Origin of the sequence: Burkholderia sp. USMB20, assembly GCF_000949135.2 — a bacterium.
Lineage (GTDB): Bacteria > Pseudomonadota > Gammaproteobacteria > Burkholderiales > Burkholderiaceae > Burkholderia.
In genome coordinates this window covers 267446-282999 of record NZ_JTAN02000001.1, presented here as the reverse complement: position 1 = coordinate 282999, position 15554 = coordinate 267446, and the positions used below count along the sequence as shown (strand labels likewise).

The following is a 15554-nucleotide window of genomic DNA, read 5'->3' as shown; positions in this document are numbered from 1 at the left end:
GGCACTGCGATGACTCCGACTACTCCCGTCGTCAGTCTGCCTGTGCAGACCGATTCGCCGCCGCGTTCGCGCTCGCCGCTCGCGCTCGCGTTCGCGCGCTTCCTTCACAACCGGGCGGCCGTGTTCAGCCTCGTGCTGCTCGCGCTGATCACGCTCGCATGTTTCGTCGGTCCGTGGCTGCTCGCGGCCGATCCCGCCGCGAGCGACTGGGGCTCGATCAGCCTCGCGCCGACGCTCGCGAACCAGCACTGGTTCGGCACCGACGAGCTCGGCCGCGACCTGCTCGTGCGCACGCTGATCGGCGGCCGCGTGTCGATCGAGGTCGGCCTGCTCGGCACGCTGGTGTCCGGCCTGTTCGGCGTGGCGTGGGGCGCGACCGCCGGCTTCGCGGGCGGCCGGGTCGACTCCGCGATGATGCGCGTCGTCGACATGATGTACGCGATCCCGTACCTGCTGATCGCGATCCTGATGATGACCCTGTTCGGCCGCTCGTTCATGCTGGTCGTGCTGACCATCAGCGCGTTCTCGTGGATCGACATGGCGCGCGTCGTGCGCGGCCAGACGCTGTCGCTGCGCAATCGCGAGTTCGTCGACGCGGCGCGCGCGATCGGCGTGTCGCCGGCGTCGATCGTGCTGCGCCACGTCGTGCCGAACCTGCTCGGCGTGGTCGTCGTGTACGCGACCGTGTCGGTGCCGAACATCGTGCTGACCGAATCGGTGCTGTCGTTCCTCGGCCTCGGCGTGCAGGAACCGATGACGAGCTGGGGCGTGCTGATCCAGGACGGCGCGCAGAAACTGGAATCGATGCCGTGGCTGCTGCTGGCACCGGCCGTCATGCTGTGCGTGACGCTCTACTGCGTGAACTTCGTTGGCGACGGCCTGCGTGACGCGCTCGACCCGAAGGATCGCTGAAGATGGCTGCTCTGTTGGAAGTAGAAAACCTCGGCGTGCGCTTCTCGCGCAAGGACGCACCGCCGATCGACGCCGTGAGCGGCGTGTCGTTCTCGCTCGAAGCCGGCAAGACGCTCGGCATCGTCGGCGAATCGGGCTCGGGCAAGAGCCAGACCGTGATGGCGCTGCTCGGCCTGCTGGCCGGCAACGGCGCGACGACGGGCGCCGCGCGCTATCGCGGCGACAACCTGCTCGAGATGGATACGCGTGCGCTGAACGCGGTGCGCGGCGACCGGATCGCGATGATCTTCCAGGATCCGATGACGTCGCTCAATCCGTTCCTGACGATCGAGCGGCAGATGACCGAGACGCTGCAGCTGCATCGCAAGCTGTCGCGCAAGGAAGCGACGAAGCGCGCGATCGAGGCGCTCGAGTCGGTGCGCATTCCCGATGCCGCGCGCCGCATCCGCATGTATCCGCACGAGTTTTCCGGCGGCATGCGCCAGCGCGTGATGATCGCGATGGCGCTCCTGTCCGAGCCGGAAATCCTGATCGCCGACGAGCCGACCACCGCGCTCGACGTGACCGTGCAGGCGCAGATCATCGACCTGCTGCGCGAGCTGAACCGCGAGCGCGGCACCGCGATCGTGCTGATCACGCACGACATGGGCGTGGTCGCGGGCCTCGCGGACGACGTGATGGTCATGTATGCGGGCCGCACCGTCGAATACGCGCCGGCCGACTCGATCTTCGCGGCGCCGTCGCATCCGTACACGATCGGCCTGCTCAACGCGCTGCCGCGCCTGACCGACGCCGACGACGCGCCGCTCGTCGCGATTCCCGGCAATCCGCCGATGCCCGGCACCGCGCCGGCCGGCTGCGCGTTCGCGAAACGCTGCACGTATGCGGAGGCGCGCTGCGGTACCGCACGCCCCGCGCTCGAAACCTATGGCGCGGCGGGCGCGGTGCGCGCGTGCCACCGGCCGCTGGCCGATCTGACGGGAGGTCTGCGATGAGCGTCGATGAACGCCGCAATGCCGGCGCGACGGGCACGACGAGCGATACGCTGCTGTCCGTCGACGATCTGAAGGTGCATTTCCGCGTGCCGCTCGGCGGCTATCCGTGGTCGCCGAAGGGCACGCTGCGCGCGGTCGACGGCGTGTCGTTCGACGTGAAGCGCGGCGAGACGGTCGGGCTCGTCGGCGAGTCGGGCTGCGGGAAGTCGACGCTCGCGCGCGCGCTGATCGGTCTCGTGCCGATGACGGCCGGCACGGTGCGCTGGCGCGGCGAAGCCGTCGCGCCTGATCACCTGCGCGGCACCGCGATGCGCCGCGAAGTGCAGATGATCTTCCAGGATCCGCTCGCGTCGCTCGATCCGCGCATGACGATCGAACAGATCGTCGCGGAGCCGCTCGTCACGCACCACGCGGGCCTCGGCCGCGCCGAAGTGCGGCGCCGCGTGGTCACGATGCTCGAACGCGTCGGCCTGAACGCACATCACCTGCTGCGCTATCCGCACGAGTTTTCCGGCGGACAGTGCCAGCGCGTCGGCATCGCGCGCGCGCTGATCGGCGAGCCGAAGCTCGTGATCTGCGACGAGCCCGTATCGGCACTCGACGTGTCGATCCAGGCGCAGATCGTGAACCTGCTGCGCGACCTGCAACGCGAACTGTCGTTGTCCTATCTTTTCGTCGCGCACGACCTGGCGGTGGTGAAGGCCATCAGCCAGCGCGTGCTCGTGATGTATCTCGGCCGCGTGATGGAGTTCGGCACGCGGCATGACGTGTACGGCGTGCCGCAGCACCCGTACACGAAGGCGCTGCTCGATGCGGCGCCGACGCCGGAGCCGGCGCGCGAGCGTGCTCGCCGTCCGATGCTGCTGGCGGGCGAGATGCCGTCGCCGCTCAACCCGCCGTCCGGCTGCGCGTTCCGCACGCGCTGCCCGGTCGCGATCGACGCGTGCGCGCAGGACGTGCCGCTGCCGGAAGTGCGGCAGGGCTCGCCGGCGCGTGTCGCGTGCATCCGGGCGGGCGTGGCGGCGTGAAGTGACGCAGCAAACATAACCAGGCAGGTCAACAGGGGTAGGGTGCGGCGCGAATGATCTTCGCGCCGCGGGTAAAGGCGCGTCCTTAACCGGGCTCGCCGGGGGGCTGGAAGCGGATCGCAACCGGCGTGGACGACATCAACACAAGACGAGAATGACGATGAACAAGCAAAAGACGATCGGGACAGCATCGAAGATGCTGCTTGCATGGGGCTTGCCGGCGCTGGCCGGCGTATCGCTGAGCGGCGTGGCGTACGCCGACGACGCGGCCCCCGCACCGCTGACGGTCGCGCAGGCGGCGCCGTCCGCCGGCGCAGGCACATCGGTTGCGCAGGCAACGACCCCGAACGCCATTATCAACGCCGAGGCGACCCAGGCCGTCACGCCGCCCGACGAGCCTTCGGCACAGTCGAAGTCGAACGGCTTCATTGCCGACAGCCACCTGAATTTCCTGTTCCGCAACTATGCGGACACGCTCGACAACAAGGGCGGCCCGCACCGTCACGCGTGGGTCCAGGGCGCGATGGCGAACTTCGAGTCGGGCTACACGACCGGCCTGATCGGCATCGGCTTCGACGCGTCGCTGTATGCGGCGCTGAAGCTCGACGGCGGCGCCGGCGCGGGCAGCATGGTGCACATCGCGAAGGGCGGCGGCGGTTCGAACCAGCTCGCATGGGCCTATCCGGGCATCTACGACGTGAAGGCGCGCATCTCGAACACGGTGGTCAAGTACGGTTTGCAGGCCGTCGACAACCCGTTCATGGAACAGCACGACAACCGCGCGCTGCCGCCGACGTTCCTCGGCGCGACGATCGTCAGCAACGAATTCAAGAACGTGATGCTCGAGGCCGGCAGCTTCACGAAGACCGATGCGCGCGGCCACACGACGCTCACCAACCTCACGACGCAATACGGCGGCACGCGCATCAATCGCCTGACCTACGTCGGCGGCACGTGGGACTATTCGCCGGACGGCGAAGTCGCGCTGTACGCCAACCAGGCCGACGACGTGTGGCACCAGTACTACGCGTCGGTGAAGCACAGCATCGGCGATACGAAGTCGATCAAGTGGACCGGCTTTGGTAACGTTTACTCGACGCACGACACGGGCGACGCGCTGCAGGGCAAGATCAACAACAACGCGTACAGCCTGTCGGTGGCCGCGCAGCACGGCCCGCACGAACTGCTGCTCGGTTATCAGCAGGTGCTCGGCGACCAGTTCTTCGACTACCTGAACGAAACGAACGGCATCTTCCTGACCAACTCGATGGACGTCGACTACAACGCGCCGCACGAAAAGTCGCTGCAGCTGCGTTACACGTTCTACGGCAAGGAAGCGGGCCTGCCGGGCTTCAAGGCGATGGTCTGGGGCGTGACGGGCTGGGGCGCGGACGGCAGCGCAGGGGCTGCGAACGATCCGAGCAAGTCGAGCATCTACTGGAGCAACGGCGCGCCGGTGCAGGGCCGTCACCACGAGTTCGGCTTCATCCCGTCGTACACGTTCCAGAGCGGCAAGCTGAAGGACACGAAGGTCACGTTCATCGCGATGTGGCACACCGGTTCCACGCATACCGCGGACGCGACCAACAAGGAATACCGCCTGGTCGTGAACGTGCCGCTGCACGCGTTCTGATCGAAGGGGGGACGCAACGTCCCCTTCAGTCGTTTTCGTCTCGCGCGGCCGGCCTGCGACCCGTTCGATCAGGCCGGCTTGTGCAACCCCGCCACCGGATCGTTCGCGGCGGGCATGTCCTCCACCAGCGACGTGAGCTGGCGGCCCGTGTCGCGCCAGGCGTCGAGGCCGCCGCGCAGCGGCAGCGCATCGGTGAAGCCTGCGTCGAGCAGGCGCTTGGCCATCAGCGCGGCCGTCACTTCGTTCGGGCACGAGCAATACACGACGAATTTCTGCGAGAACGGATAGCGCGCGACGATGTCCTCGATGTGCCGTTCGTCCGCGAACTGCGCGCCGGGAATCGTGAACGGGTCGAGCTTGCGGTGTTCGGGCGAACGCACGTCGAGTACCACCGGCGCGGCCGCATCGCGCAGCAGTTCTTCGAGCTCGTCGACGCCGATCCGCGCAGTCGCGAGCTGGCGGATCAGCGCGCGGCGGCGCATCCAGCGCACGGCCGCGTAGACGGCCAGCAGTGCGACGATCACCAGCAGTACCGCGCGGCCGAGCCGGCTCGCGCCGGCGAACAGCCAGTCGATCTGCCGATAGAACACGAGCCCCGCGAGGAGCCCGACGATCGTCCACAGCGCGGCGCCGAGCGCATCGTAGCCGGCGAACGTGCGATAGCGCGTGCCGAGCGCGCCGGCCATCGGCACCGACACGAGCGACAGCCCGGGAATGAAGCGGGCGACTGCCAGCACGCGCACGCCGTAGCGGCCGAAGAATCGTTCGGTCTTCTTCACGCAGGTATCGCGCGACAGCGACAGCCGGCAGATCGTCTTCAGCGTCGTGCCGCCGTAGCGCCGCCCGGCGACGTACCACACGGTGTCGCCGATCAGCGCGCCGAGCACCGACAGCGCCAGCACCGTCAGGAGCTGCGAGCCGATCATCGCCGGATTCATCGCGGCCATCGCGCCGAACAGCACGAGCGTCGGCATCGCCGGTACGGGCAGGCCGATGGCCGCCGCGAGCACGTTGGCGAAGACGAGAAGCGGCCCGTATTGGGCGACGAGGTCACGGAGCATGACGGCTGGCCGAAAAGGAAGCGCGTGTGGAAGGTACGAAGATGGGCCGATTATCGGCCATTTTCAAGCGGACGGCGGGGAATGACGCAAAGCGCCTGACGGCGGCAGGGTGATGCGGGCGGATCGGTGAGCCGGTGCGTTGTGCGCGGCTCACCGGTCGACATCACGAAGGGGTAGGGGTGCGGACGAGCGAGGCGGCGCCGTGGTTTTCGCCAGGCAGTTCGGCGCCGTGCGAGCGGATCGCCGCGATCAGCTCGGCCGGCGTGATCTCGTAGCGAACCTCGCGGTGAATGCCGGGCTTGCGCTCGTCGATGTCGATCAGCAGCACGCTCTTGCCGTCGTCGGTCGATTCGAGCCGGAGCGAGCGCAGTTCGCGGCCGTCGGCCGGGTCATGTTCGGTGAGCAGGGTCATTGCCCCGGATGAGCCGGTAGTGCGCATCGAACCTATCCTCGTATCGTGTGTGCCAGGTTGGCGAAGATGTCGTTGTTGAATGCAGCTTGACGAAGTTTAACGCGAATGGGCCACAACACGGAGCATTTTCGTGGTCCCTGAATGAGGGCTGCACCGGCCATCCTTCTGATGTTTGAGCCACGCCGGGCGGGCGTTTTGGCCGGATCGGACCGATCCGCGCCCGGCGCCCGGCCGGTGCGCGGCCGGGAGGCGCGGGCGCCGTCAGAAGCGGTCGGCGAGGCCCATCGCCGGGTCGCTGACCGAGTGGCGGCCCGTTTCGACGCGGCCGGCCACGCGGCGGGAGAAGCTGGCGTCGCTGTCGGTGGTGACGACGAAGTCGTACCAGTGGCCGGTCGAGTCGAGCTGCCAGTGCAGCTCCGACCGGCCGCCGGCGCGCACCGTGACTGTCCACGTCGTGCCGGCGTCGCTGCCGTGCCCGCGACCCTGGCTGATGCCGTCCTCGTTGCCGTGGCCGCGCTCGTCGTTCGCACCGCGGCCGGACAGGCCGTACACCTTGTTCGACTTCACCGTGAAGCGCACCGGGCCGCCGCCGTCGTTGTGCAGCCGCAGATGCAGGTTGCCGCTCGCGCCCGCGTCGCCGACCCGGATCTCCGGATGCGACGCGCGCGCCGGCCAGCCGGGCCAGGTCGCCGGTGAAGCGGCGGTGATAGCCGTTCGGGCCGAGCACCCACAGGTGATATTTACCGTCGTCGGCGGCGAGCGCCGCCCAGCCGCCGCGGCTCCACGGCGACACGACCCACATCGGCACGCGCGGGCCCGGCCGTACGGACGGCCGTCGGCCGCGGGCCGGCTCGACGTGGCCGGCGCGAAGTCGTGGTACTCGACGGCGACGTCGGCGTCCGCGAGCGAGCCGTCCGCGTTGCGCGACGGCACATGCGGGCCCGGCGAGTGCCGGGCAGGGCGCGGCCAGTCTAGGGAGCGCAGATGACGTCGGCGTGATGTGGAAATGACAGGGTGTGTCGCGTTTATGACGTTGCGTGCACAACTAATCTGCGACGCGCGGGGAAGACGTCGGAGTGGTCGAAAATTACCGATTGCGCTTGGCGACAACGGTCGGGAATTGCCGATTTCGTGAAGCTGGCGTTACGCGATGTGGTTGTGCGTGCAACGGCATCGTGTCGTGCGGCAACCATGTTTCATCGGCGTGAAATCGGATAAGCTCGATGCGTTGTTGCATACGCGCGGCAATATGCCCCGCCCGATACCTTCGACTCCATCCAGTCATGACCGATATCACGATCCGGCACAGCGAGACGCACGACGTTGACGCGATCCGGCACATCATCGCGCACCCCGCGGTGTACATGAACACGCTCCAGCATCCGTTTCCGTCGCACGAGAAATGGCAGCAGCGGCTCGAACGCCTGCGCGAACAGGGCGTGAGCCTCGTCGCCGAACTCGACGGCGCGGTGGTCGGCCATCTCGGGCTGCATCCGGAGCAGAACCCGCGCCGGCGTCATGCCGCGTCGCTCGGGATGATGGTCGATGCGTCGCATCACGGGCGCGGCATCGGCAGCCGGCTCCTGGCCGCCGCCATCGAACTCGCCGAAAACTGGCTGAACATCACGCGTCTCGAATTGACGGTGTTCGTCGACAACCCGGCGGCGATCGCGCTGTACGAAAAGCACGGCTTCCGGATAGAAGGCGAGGCGCCGGACTATGCGCTGCGCGACGGTGCGTATGCATCGGTGTTTCAGATGGCGCGGATCAAGGGGCGGCTGTAATGGAAGCGTGCTGAGGCGCGTGTGGGCCGGCGCGCGTCGTTGCATCGGCCGCGGCATGTGCATGCATTGGCCGTGTCGTGCGCCTTGTCGTGCCCGCCTCTGTGTACCCGATCGCGTGCAGCGACCGACGGCAGTCAATGCAGCGCCGCATGCAGCGCAGTGGGTGGTCGCGTCGACCGCGCAGGCGCGCACGTCGGCGACGCCACACTTCATATCCATTCGAGAATTCGTTCGTTTTCAACCGGCCGCGCGAATCGTATCGTCGAATGATTTGCCGGTCGCCGCGGTCGTCGCAGTTGGTACTGCTGCGCGGTGTGCGCATGCAGCGACCGGTCGGGGCCTTTCGCGTCGATGCCTGCGTGATCCCTACGCGATGCCCACGGCCGATGCCGGCATGCGCGGTGCCATCCGTCGATGCCCTTCGTTGCTGCATCGCTTCGTCGTGTGTTCGCTTCGCCGTTTCGTGCGCATGGGCCGGCCGTCGCCGCGTACCGGTTCCGCCGTCGCGCGACGCCGCTATCCGCAACCGTCTCTTTCAACGGAACCCGCCTTGATGAAAACCGTCCTCCGTAACCTGACTGCCGCCTGCCTGTTCGCCGCCGCGGGTGCGGCGTTTGCCGCCAACGCGCCGCAGGGCTCTCCCGTATCGGGCCCGTCGAGCGGCGGCGCGCATCTGCCGCCCGGCATCGCTTGGCAGCAGGGCGACGTCGATGCCGCGTTCGCGCTCGCGAAGCGCACCGGCCAGCCGCTGCTGCTGTACTGGGGTGCCGTATGGTGCCCGTCGTGCAACCAGGTGAAGTCGACGATCTTCAGCCAGCAGGCATTCAAGGCTCGCTCGTCGTTCTTCGTGCCCGTGTATCTCGACGGCGATACCGAAAGCGCGCAGAAGCTCGGCGAGCGCTTCAAGGTGCACGGCTATCCGACGATGATCCTGTTCCGTCCGGACGGCACCGAAGTGACGCGGCTGCCGGGCGAGGCCGATCTGGAGCGCTACATGCAGGCGCTGTCGCTCGGGATGACGGCCGCGCATCCGGTGCGGCAGACGCTCTCGACCGCGCTGAACAACGGCGCGGCGCTGACGCCGGCCGAATGGCATCTGCTGGCCGACTATTCCTGGGACACCGACGGCGCGCTGCCGGTGCCGGCCGATCGTGTCGCGCTGACGCTGCAGACGCTGTCGCAACGTGCGCGCGCCGCCGGCGCGAAGGCGGACGCCGCGCGGTTCGCGCTGAAGTCGGCGGTGGTGGCGGCATCGGACGATCCCGCACAGGCCGGCGCGCTCGACAAGGCGGCGCTCGCCGACGCGCTGCGCGCGGTGTTGCGCGAACCGGCGCTGGCGCGGGCGGATTCGGACGTGCTCGTCGCGGCACCCGCGCGCGTGGTCGCATACCTCGGCGGCGACGCCGCGCAGCGCACGACGCTGCGCGACGCGTACGACACGGCGCTCGCGCGCCTGTCGACCGATTCGACGCTGTCGTCGATCGACCGGCTGATGGCGCTGCACGGCCGTGTGCTGCTCGCGCGCAATGACGCGCACGGCGGCGCGCCGCTCGCCGCGCCGGCGCTGGTCGATACCGCGCGCAAGCAGATTGCCGCATCGGTGCAGGGCGCCGCGAACGCGTACGAGCGGCAGGCGCTCGTCAGCGAAGCGGCGGACACGCTGACCGACGCGGGGCTGTACGACGAATCCGACGTCTTGCTGAAGGCCGAGTTGCCGCGTTCGGCGACGCCGTACTACTTCATGTCGGGGTTGGCCGCGAATGCGAAGGCGCGCGGCGACAAGGCCGCGGCGCTCGACTGGTACCGCAAGGCATACGACTCGGCGAGCGGACCGGCGACCAAGCTGCGCTGGGGCGCGACCTATTTCGCGAATGCGGTCGCGCTGGCGCCGGACGATTCTGCACGGATCGAAGCGATCGCCGCGAGCGTGCTCGCGCAGGCCGGCAAGACCAAGGATGCGTTTTATGGGGCGAACCTGCGCGCGCTGACCAAGGTCGTCACGCAACTGAATCGCTGGCGCGGCGGCGGCGCGCACGATGCGTCGGTCAGGTCGGTCGTGAAGCAGTTCGACGGGGTGTGCGCGAAGCTGCCGGCGGGCGATCCGCAGGCAGCGGCATGCGCGAAACTGATCGAGCCGGTGAAGGCGTGACGGCTCGCGACGGAGCGGTCGGGCGGGCGGGACGGCCGCGTCGTTGCGGCGATTACCGGGCCGACTCCGGTGATGCACCGCGGTCGTTGCCATATCCGGCACCTTGCTGGCGCGCGATCATCGCTTCGGCGGAAACGATGCTGGCCGGATAGAACCAGTCGCTCGGCTGGAAGCCGGCCTGCTTGAGCGCCTTCACTTCGGCGCGGACCTGCGCGCGCGTGAGCGGCGGGTTCGACTGCGCGTGCGCGGCGAGCGGGGCCGATACGGCCAGGGCAACGGCAACTGCGTGAATCAGGCGCTTCATGATCGTGACCTCCATGTTTCCAACTGGGCGGCCGGACTTCGTTTGACGAAGCGGCGACGGTTGAAAGCAGTGTAGGCCCGACCACGCGCGGGAAAAATGCGATCGCTCCCAACGCAGTGTTCTGCTGCCGGAAACAATGAACGGTGAATGAACGGTGGAGCGGACGACGCCGGATGGCGGCGCGTGACGGGCGACAGGCCGTCCGGTCTGCACCGCAATGTGGCGTCGAGCGGTTCCGGTCGGTCGGGGACGAAGTGGCGGATGCGAATCCCGGCGATCCGTGCTGGTTTGCAAGCGGAGGTATCGGGAAGGTGCGGCGCGTCGCGACAAGCATCGCGTCGTGGTGCCGCCGCCGCTGCGGCAATGCCGGCCGGTCGAACAGCCGCGAACACGCGGAGGGAGGAAGGCGCGCCGGCCGCGTCGATGCGGCCGGCGGGGTTGGGCGGCGTTCGGAACGCCGCCCGATGCGGGCGCTTACACGAGGCCCGTCGTGTAGTACACGGCGATCACGAAGAACACCGCGAGCGTCTTGATCACGGTGACCGCGAAGATGTCGCGATACGACTCGCGGTGCGTGAGGCCCGTGACCGCGAGCAGCGTGATGACGGCGCCGTTGTGCGGCAGCGTGTCCATGCCGCCGCTGGCCATCGCGACGACCCGGTGCAGCACCTCCATCGGAATGTTGGCGGCCTGCGCGCCCTTGATGAACAGGTCCGACATCGCGGCGAGCGCGATGCTCATGCCGCCCGACGCCGACCCGGTGATGCCGGCGAGCGAGCTGACCGACACGGCCGCGTTCACGAGCGGGTTCGGAATGCTCTTCAGCGCGTCGCTGACGACGAGGAAGCCCGGCAGCGCGGCGATCACGCCACCGAACCCGTATTCCGATGCGGTATTCATCGCGGCGAGCAGCGCACCGCCGACGGCGGCCTTCGAACCGGCCGCGAAGCGGTCGCTGACGCGCTTGAACGCGGTCAGGACGACCAGCACGATGCCGAGCAGCAGCGCGGCCTCGACCGACCAGATCGCGACGACGGTCTTGATCGACGTCGTGACCGGCGTGTGCACGCCGGGCAGCACGTCCGGCGCGACCGTGTACGACGCTGCGCCGTACCACTGTGGAATCAGCTTCGTGAACGTGAAGTTCGACGCGCCGACGAGGAGCAGCGGCAGGATCGCCAGCGCCGGATTCGGCAGTGCCGTCGCTTCGACGCGCTCCGGCTCGTTGACGAGCGACGTGCCGTAGCCTTCGCCCTTCGCCATCGCCGAACGGCGGCGCCATTCCAGGTACGCGAGGCCGACGACGATGATGAACAGCGAGCCGATCGTGCCGAGTGCGGGTGCGGCCCAGGCGGTCGTCTTGAAGAACGTGGTCGGGATGATGTTCTGGATCTGCGGCGTGCCGGGCAGCGAATCCATCGTGAACGAGAACGCGCCGAGCGCGATCGCGCCGGGCATCAGCCGCTTCGGAATGTTGCTCTGGCGATAGAGCTCGGCCGCGAACGGGTACACCGCGAACACCACGACGAACAGCGACACGCCGCCATAGGTGAGCAGCGCGCACACCGCGACGATCACCGCATTCGCGCGCGAGCGGCCGATGTAGCGGATCGCGGCGTGCACGATCGACTCGGAGAACCCGGACAGTTCGATCACCTTGCCGAACACGGCGCCGAGCATGAATACCGGGAAATACAGTTTGACGAAGCCGACCATCTTCTCCATGAAGATGCCGGAGAAGACCGGTGCGACGGCGGCGGGTTCGATCAGCAGGACTGCGCCGAGCGCGGCGATCGGCGCGAACAGGATCACGCTGTAGCCGCGATACGCGGCGAACATCAGGAACGCCAGCGCGGCGAGGACGATCACGAAAGACAAGGGAGTCTCCTAATAGCTTGGAATGGCTTTGGTTGTTGTTCGATCGCGGAGCGCGCCGCGGACCGGCCCAGGTTCTTGCAGATTTCGTGCCATCGGCCGCATTGCGCCGCCGGACATGGGTCCGGCGCAGGCCGGCGGGCCCGCGCCGGCCAATGTCTGAAGATTCTACATAAATCGTCTCCATCCGGAGACGCTTTGGCCGTCGGGACAGCCGATCGAAGCGGGCAGGGCTTTCCCGGACAAGGCATTCCGGCGTGTCTCCAAAATGAGATACTGCGTCCCGTTCCGGAGACATCCGGCCAAGCATACGCGGAGACGACGACACGATGATGAACGACTGGGCGCGCCTGCCCGTCAATTACGGCGACGTGCTGCTGCGCGCCGCCGAGTCGCTGTTTCGGACCTTCGAGGATTCGAGTGCGGGCACGGTGGTCGTCGATCGCGACGCGCGCGTCGTGTGGATGAACGAGCGTTATGCGGCGCGCTTCGGGTTCGCCGATCCGCAGCAGGCGGTCGGCCTCGACTGCGAGGCGGTGATTCCGAACAGCCTGATGCGCGAGGTCGTGTCGACCGGACAGCCGATCCTGCTCGACATCATGGAGACGGGCCGCGAGCCGCTCGTCGTCACGCGCCTGCCGTTGAAGAACGAGGCGGGCGAGACGGTCGGCGCGATCGGCTTCGCACTGTTCGACCAGTTGAAGACGCTCACGCCGATCTTTTCCCGTTACGCGCAGCTTCAGCAGCAACTGATCGCGACGCAGCGTTCGCTCGCGCAGGCGCGCCGCGCGAAATACACGTTCGCGAGCTTCGTCGGCACGAGCGCCGCAAGCCTCGAAACCAAGCGGCAGGCGCGGCGCGCGGCACAGGTCGATTCGCCGGTGCTGCTGCTCGGCGAGACGGGGACCGGCAAGGAACTGCTCGCGCATGCGATCCACGCGGCATCGGCGCGCGCGCTCCAGCCGCTCGTGACCGTCAACGTCGCGGCGATTCCCGACACGCTGCTCGAAACCGAATTCTTCGGCGCGGTGCCGGGCGCGTATACCGGCGCCGACCGCAAGGGACGCGTCGGCAAGTTCGAACTGGCCGATCGCGGCACGCTGTTTCTCGACGAGATCGGCGACATGCCGTTGCCGCTGCAGGGCAAGCTGCTGCGCGTGCTGCAGGACAAGGAGTTCGAACCGGTCGGCTCGAACCGGATCGTGCGCGCCGACGTGCGGATCATCGCCGCGACGTCGGCCGACCTGCCGGCGCTGGTCGAGGCCGGCCGCTTTCGCGCGGATCTCTATTACCGGCTCAACGTGCTGACGATTCACGCGCCGCCCTTGCGCGAGCGCGCGTCCGACATCGCGGCGCTCGTCTATGCGACGCTCGAGGAACTCGCCGCGCAGCACGGCCGTGCCGCGCACTGCGAACTGACCGACGATGCGCTGCGGATGCTGTGCGCGTACCCGTGGCCGGGCAATGTGCGCGAGTTGCGCAATACGCTCGAGCGCGCGCTGATGCTGTCGGATCGCTCGGTGATCGATGCGGGTGCGCTCGCGCCGTTCCTCGGGCCGGTGCGCGTGGCGCCGGACAGCGTGCCGGCGGGCACGCGGGCTGTTCCGTTGCCGCTCGGCCGGGACGCGGGCGACGCATCGGGTGCCGCCGGTGTGCCGGTCGTTTCGTATGCCGATGCATTGGCCGCGTGGGAGCGCCAGTTCCTGATCGACGCGCTCGCGGCCTGTGACGGGAAGGTCGTGGAAGCGGCCGCCCGCATCGGCATTGGCCGGGCGACGCTCTACAAGAAACTCGCGGCGCTCGGGATCGACCGCTAGCAAGCGGCGGCGGATGCGCCCGGACATGACGAACGGCACCGGTGAAGTGCCCGACAGGAGACAACGATGAAGCGAATCGGCATTGCCGGATGGCTGGCCATACTGGCGGCGACGTCCTCGTTCGCTCAGTCGGGCGACGAGGATTCGCCTGCGGTGCGGCGCAACTGGTACAACGATCCGTTCGTCGCGTTGTCGCGGGGCTTCGCGGAATGCCCGCTGCCGCTCGGCCCGTGGATGACGCGTGCCGAGATGACGGACGACGCGCATTACCGCGCCGAGCGCGGGACCACCTGCTGGCTCGCTCACCGCTGCACGAAACCGAATTCCTATATGTATGACGCGCCGATCGCCGAGGCGGCGAAAGCGCATTTCGCGGGCACCGATCGTCTGCAGGGCACGAGCCTGTGGATCACCGTGCAGCGGCGCTTCATCTATGTCGAAGGGTGCGCCGATCCGGCATTCGATCGGGAGGCGCTGGCGCGCGAACTCGGCGCGCTCCCCGACGTCGAGCAGGTGTTCGTTCGCATCACCGACGATCCGCACCGGGCCGTGCCGTACAAGACGCGGGGACGCCCGGACCGGACGCCGGACCGAGCGCGGGACTGAACGTGTGACGACGGTGCGTGGCATACTCGCGGCATTCAAAAATCGGTTGACGGAAAGAACAATGAATCACATGCTTGCGTCGGTCTGTCGGTGGCCTCGAACGCATTGGCGTCGGGCCGGATTGTTGGCCCTAGTTGCGGGGCTCGGCGGCTGCGGCGGTGGGGCGCCGCTGTTCACTTCTGACGGGCGCCCGACTACGCAGGTGCAGTGCACCGGCAGCGACTGGAGCAATTGCACGGACAATGCCCGCGCCATCTGCAATGGGGAATACGACGTTCTCCAGCAATCGACCGATGACGCCGTGCGAAATCTTCTCTTCGCATGCAAGAGGAAAAGCGGCTATTGATCCCGATATGCCTGGATAAGGAGACCATAATCGGGTGAAGCGCTTTTCCATTCGCTTGGAGTCGGCTATTTTTCATGAATAACACTCACGGAGTCCCATCCAATATGGCGACCTACAGGCAACTGACAGCGCAGCTCGAAAGACTTCAGCAAAAGATCGACAAGGAACGCGAAAAGGCGATTGCCGATGCGATTGCCGCCATTCGCGCGAAAATCGAGGAGTTCGACATTACCGCGGAAGAGCTCGGTTTCCGGCCGATCGGCACTGCTGCCGCCGCGAAACCGAAGCGTCCGTTGCCGCCGAAGTACCTGAATCCGAAGACGGGCGAAACGTGGAGTGGCCGCGGGCGTGCGCCGGCATGGCTCGGCAAGAACCGCGCGCGTTTCCTGATCAAGGACTGACTCCCGAAAATCCTCACCTTTCGTGCGCTGACTGACGGTGCGAACGGCCATGCGGCCGTCGCACCGTTTTGTTTTTTGGGTGGCGGCAGCACGACTTGAAACCGCGAATTGAACGCCAATGCCGCGCGATTGACGGATGCCGTTTTGCGAATTCACCGCGATTCGACCGGATATCGCCGCGAATTCCGGTAAACAACCCCGCAATTACGCGGCATGCGCGCATTGGCGTTG

General features: G+C 67.6%; 14 protein-coding genes and 1 pseudogene. 10 read left to right on the top strand and 5 right to left on the bottom strand.

Annotated features, from left to right (window positions below; all coding sequences use genetic code 11):
• The first annotated feature begins 9 nt into the window (after positions 1-9).
• The 4 genes from PL79_RS01350 to PL79_RS01335 all read left to right on the top strand — a co-directional run bounded on the left by PL79_RS01350 (position 10) and on the right by PL79_RS01335 (position 4568).
• The gene (locus PL79_RS01350) at positions 10-912 is read left to right on the top strand and encodes an ABC transporter permease (protein ID WP_044844992.1); all 903 of its coding nucleotides are present in this window, start codon (positions 10-12) and stop codon (positions 910-912) included.
• A 2-nt stretch (positions 913-914) separates the two neighbouring features.
• Positions 915-1907 (top strand): ABC transporter ATP-binding protein, encoded by a 993-nt coding sequence (locus PL79_RS01345; RefSeq protein WP_044844993.1) that lies wholly within the window; start codon positions 915-917, stop codon positions 1905-1907.
• The gene (locus tag PL79_RS01340; protein WP_044844994.1) at positions 1904-2935 is read left to right on the top strand and encodes an ABC transporter ATP-binding protein; all 1032 of its coding nucleotides are present in this window, start codon (positions 1904-1906) and stop codon (positions 2933-2935) included. Before PL79_RS01345 ends, PL79_RS01340 begins: the two co-directional genes overlap by 4 nt.
• Positions 2936-3095: 160 nt before the next feature.
• A complete protein-coding gene (locus PL79_RS01335; RefSeq protein WP_044845036.1) occupies positions 3096-4568 on the top strand; it encodes an OprD family porin in 1473 nt (490 codons plus the stop codon).
• Between the two features lie 68 nt (positions 4569-4636).
• Here PL79_RS01335 and PL79_RS01330 read toward each other — a convergent pair whose 3' ends face one another.
• From PL79_RS01330 to PL79_RS01315, 3 genes and pseudogenes are all read right to left on the bottom strand, one after another.
• Entirely contained in the window at positions 4637-5629 is a 993-nt protein-coding gene (locus tag PL79_RS01330) for a DedA family protein/thiosulfate sulfurtransferase GlpE (RefSeq protein ID WP_044844995.1), read from the bottom strand.
• A 163-nt stretch (positions 5630-5792) separates the two neighbouring features.
• The gene (locus PL79_RS01320; protein WP_044844996.1) at positions 5793-6068 is read right to left on the bottom strand and encodes a hypothetical protein; all 276 of its coding nucleotides are present in this window, start codon (positions 6066-6068) and stop codon (positions 5793-5795) included.
• A 234-nt stretch (positions 6069-6302) separates the two neighbouring features.
• Positions 6303-6992 (bottom strand): annotated as a pseudogene (locus PL79_RS01315) (phospholipase domain-containing protein); the annotation flags it as partial.
• Positions 6993-7324: 332 nt separating this feature from the next.
• Here PL79_RS01315 and PL79_RS01310 point away from each other — a divergent pair.
• Together PL79_RS01310 and PL79_RS01305 are read left to right on the top strand one after the other, a co-directional pair.
• Positions 7325-7825 (top strand): GNAT family N-acetyltransferase, encoded by a 501-nt coding sequence (locus PL79_RS01310; protein ID WP_044844998.1) that lies wholly within the window; start codon positions 7325-7327, stop codon positions 7823-7825.
• 553 nt (positions 7826-8378) lie between these two features.
• Positions 8379-9974: a thioredoxin family protein gene (locus PL79_RS01305; protein WP_044844999.1), complete on the top strand. Its 1596-nt coding sequence runs from the start codon at positions 8379-8381 to the stop codon at positions 9972-9974.
• Positions 9975-10026: 52 nt separating this feature from the next.
• On the opposite strand, the gene PL79_RS01300 is transcribed toward PL79_RS01305, so the two are convergent.
• Both PL79_RS01300 and PL79_RS01295 read right to left on the bottom strand, forming a co-directional pair.
• Positions 10027-10278 carry a DUF4148 domain-containing protein gene (locus PL79_RS01300; protein WP_044845037.1) on the bottom strand — a complete coding sequence of 84 codons (252 nt, stop codon included), beginning with the start codon at positions 10276-10278 and terminating at the stop codon, positions 10027-10029.
• Between the two features lie 474 nt (positions 10279-10752).
• Positions 10753-12156 carry a GntP family permease gene (locus tag PL79_RS01295; protein ID WP_044845000.1) on the bottom strand — a complete coding sequence of 468 codons (1404 nt, stop codon included), beginning with the start codon at positions 12154-12156 and terminating at the stop codon, positions 10753-10755.
• A gap of 326 nt (positions 12157-12482) precedes the next feature.
• Between PL79_RS01295 and PL79_RS01290 the strand changes: the two genes are divergently transcribed.
• The 4 genes from PL79_RS01290 to PL79_RS01275 all read left to right on the top strand — a co-directional run bounded on the left by PL79_RS01290 (position 12483) and on the right by PL79_RS01275 (position 15323).
• Positions 12483-13970 (top strand): sigma-54 interaction domain-containing protein, encoded by a 1488-nt coding sequence (locus PL79_RS01290; RefSeq protein ID WP_044845001.1) that lies wholly within the window; start codon positions 12483-12485, stop codon positions 13968-13970.
• Between the two features lie 66 nt (positions 13971-14036).
• Positions 14037-14576 (top strand): BON domain-containing protein, encoded by a 540-nt coding sequence (locus PL79_RS01285; protein ID WP_044845002.1) that lies wholly within the window; start codon positions 14037-14039, stop codon positions 14574-14576.
• 61 nt (positions 14577-14637) lie between these two features.
• A complete protein-coding gene (locus PL79_RS36415; protein ID WP_235879175.1) occupies positions 14638-14922 on the top strand; it encodes a hypothetical protein in 285 nt (94 codons plus the stop codon).
• Positions 14923-15026: 104 nt separating this feature from the next.
• Positions 15027-15323, top strand: coding sequence for an H-NS histone family protein (locus PL79_RS01275; RefSeq protein WP_044845003.1), 297 nt, complete (start codon positions 15027-15029; stop codon positions 15321-15323).
• Positions 15324-15554 lie beyond the last annotated feature (231 nt).

What these genes read in the sequence shown, in the direction of transcription:
- PL79_RS01350 (WP_044844992.1), top strand. Translation starts at nt 10, where the DNA reads ATGACTCCGACTACTCCCGTCGTCAGTCTGCCTGTGCAGACCGATTCG.
- PL79_RS01345 (WP_044844993.1), top strand. Translation starts at nt 915, where the DNA reads ATGGCTGCTCTGTTGGAAGTAGAAAACCTCGGCGTGCGCTTCTCGCGC.
- PL79_RS01340 (WP_044844994.1), top strand. Translation starts at nt 1,904, where the DNA reads ATGAGCGTCGATGAACGCCGCAATGCCGGCGCGACGGGCACGACGAGC.
- PL79_RS01335 (WP_044845036.1), top strand. Translation starts at nt 3,096, where the DNA reads ATGAACAAGCAAAAGACGATCGGGACAGCATCGAAGATGCTGCTTGCA.
- PL79_RS01330 (WP_044844995.1), bottom strand. Translation starts at nt 5,629, where the DNA reads ATGCTCCGTGACCTCGTCGCCCAATACGGGCCGCTTCTCGTCTTCGCC.
- PL79_RS01320 (WP_044844996.1), bottom strand. Translation starts at nt 6,068, where the DNA reads ATGCGCACTACCGGCTCATCCGGGGCAATGACCCTGCTCACCGAACAT.
- PL79_RS01310 (WP_044844998.1), top strand. Translation starts at nt 7,325, where the DNA reads ATGACCGATATCACGATCCGGCACAGCGAGACGCACGACGTTGACGCG.
- PL79_RS01305 (WP_044844999.1), top strand. Translation starts at nt 8,379, where the DNA reads ATGAAAACCGTCCTCCGTAACCTGACTGCCGCCTGCCTGTTCGCCGCC.
- PL79_RS01300 (WP_044845037.1), bottom strand. Translation starts at nt 10,278, where the DNA reads ATGAAGCGCCTGATTCACGCAGTTGCCGTTGCCCTGGCCGTATCGGCC.
- PL79_RS01290 (WP_044845001.1), top strand. Translation starts at nt 12,483, where the DNA reads ATGATGAACGACTGGGCGCGCCTGCCCGTCAATTACGGCGACGTGCTG.
- PL79_RS01285 (WP_044845002.1), top strand. Translation starts at nt 14,037, where the DNA reads ATGAAGCGAATCGGCATTGCCGGATGGCTGGCCATACTGGCGGCGACG.
- PL79_RS36415 (WP_235879175.1), top strand. Translation starts at nt 14,638, where the DNA reads ATGAATCACATGCTTGCGTCGGTCTGTCGGTGGCCTCGAACGCATTGG.
- PL79_RS01275 (WP_044845003.1), top strand. Translation starts at nt 15,027, where the DNA reads ATGGCGACCTACAGGCAACTGACAGCGCAGCTCGAAAGACTTCAGCAA.